Origin of the sequence: Methylobacterium aquaticum, from assembly GCF_001043915.1 — a bacterium.
Lineage (GTDB): Bacteria > Pseudomonadota > Alphaproteobacteria > Rhizobiales > Beijerinckiaceae > Methylobacterium > Methylobacterium aquaticum.
The window spans coordinates 1-1,681 of sequence record NZ_LABX01000057.1 but is presented as its reverse complement, the minus strand read 5'-3'; the positions used below and the strand labels follow the sequence as shown (position 1 = coordinate 1,681).

General features: G+C 67.4%; 1 protein-coding gene. It reads left to right on the top strand.

The window, feature by feature from the left end; translation table 11 throughout:
- Positions 1-101: 101 nt before the first annotated feature.
- Positions 102-1,418 carry a 30S ribosomal protein S12 methylthiotransferase RimO gene (rimO, locus tag VP06_RS08350; protein WP_048463323.1) on the top strand — a complete coding sequence of 439 codons (1,317 nt, stop codon included), beginning with the start codon at positions 102-104 and terminating at the stop codon, positions 1,416-1,418.
- The last annotated feature ends 263 nt before the right edge of the window (positions 1,419-1,681 follow it).

Here is a 1,681-nt window from a genome sequence, read left to right as displayed (position 1 = left end):
GCCCTCCCCCGTGCTATGGGGCGCCCCAGCACCCTTCCCTAAATCCTTGATCCCGCTCGCGCCGGCTCGGCCGTGGGCCGGCGTCCGATCCTGCCCCCGCCATGAATGCACCTGCTCCCAAAATCTCCTTCGTGTCCCTCGGCTGTCCCAAGGCCCTGGTCGATTCCGAGCGCATCCTCACCCATCTGCGGGCCGAGGGCTATGAGCTGGCGCGCAAGCACGACGGCGCCGACGTGGTGATCGTCAATACCTGCGGCTTCCTCGATTCGGCCAAGGCCGAGTCGTTGCAGGCGATCGGCGAGGCGATGGCGGAGAACGGCCGGGTGATCGTCACCGGCTGCATGGGCGCGCAGCCCGAGGAGATTCGCGAAAAGTACCCGAACCTGCTCGCGGTGACCGGGCCGCAAGCCTACGAATCGGTGGTGGCGGCGGTCCACGAGGCGGTGCCCCCGGCCCATGACCCGTTCCTCGACCTGATCCCGCCGCAGGGCGTCAAGCTGACGCCGCGGCATTACGCGTATCTGAAGATCTCCGAGGGCTGCAACAACCGCTGCACCTTCTGCATCATCCCGCAGTTGCGTGGCGACCTCGTCAGCCGCCCGGCGGCCGACGTGCTGCGCGAGGCCGAGAAGCTGGTGAAGGCCGGCGTGAAGGAGCTGCTCGTCGTCTCGCAGGACACCAGCGCCTACGGCATCGACACCCGCTACGCCACGAGCGTCTGGCGCGACCGCGAGGTGCGCGCCCGCTTCTACGATCTCGCCAAGGAGTTGGGCGAACTCGGTGCCTGGGTGCGCCTGCACTACGTCTATCCCTACCCGCATGTCGACGAGGTCATCCCGCTGATGGCCGAGGGCAAGGTGCTGCCCTATCTCGATATGCCGCTCCAGCATGCGAGTCCCGCCGTGCTCAGGCGCATGCGCCGCCCGGGCAACCAGGAGAAGATGCTGGAGCGGATCCGCTCCTGGCGCACCACCTGCCCGGATCTCGCCATCCGCTCGACCTTCATCGTCGGCTTCCCCGGAGAGACCGACGCGGAGTTCGAGGAGCTGCTGACCTGGCTCAAGGAGGCCAAGCTGGAGCGCGTCGGCTGCTTCCAGTACGAGCCGGTCCGCGGCGCCCCCGCCAATGCGGTGGCCGAGGCCGTGCCGGATGCGGTCAAGGCCGAGCGCCAGCGCCGCTTCATGGAGACGCAGCAGGCAGTCTCAGCGAAGCTCCAGAAGGCCAAGGTCGGCAAGCGCCTGCCGGTCATCATCGATGCCGCCGGCCCGACCGTCGCCAAGGGCCGCTCGAAATACGACGCGCCGGAGATCGACGGCAACGTCCACGTCGCCTTCCGCCGCCCGGTCCGGGTCGGCGACATCGTGACGGTGAAGATCGAGTCGGCGGATGCGTATGATCTGCACGGGGTGGCGGTGTAGGGGGCCGCTGTGTCTCAACCCCACCGAGGTCAACCCCGAGATCGCCAGTCGAGACGGGCTGTGGAGAATCGTCGCTCTCCACTGTCACTCCGGGGCCGCGAGAGCGGAGCCCGGAATTCGGAACCGCTGACAGTTCAGGACGAGGCGGAGAGCGTTTCGCTTCGTTCTGGGCAATCTGAGTTTATGGATTCAGGGCTCCGCGGCGCGGCCCCGGAATGACGCAGTGGCTGTGGTACCAACGGTCGTTGAAAACGACCTTTGGT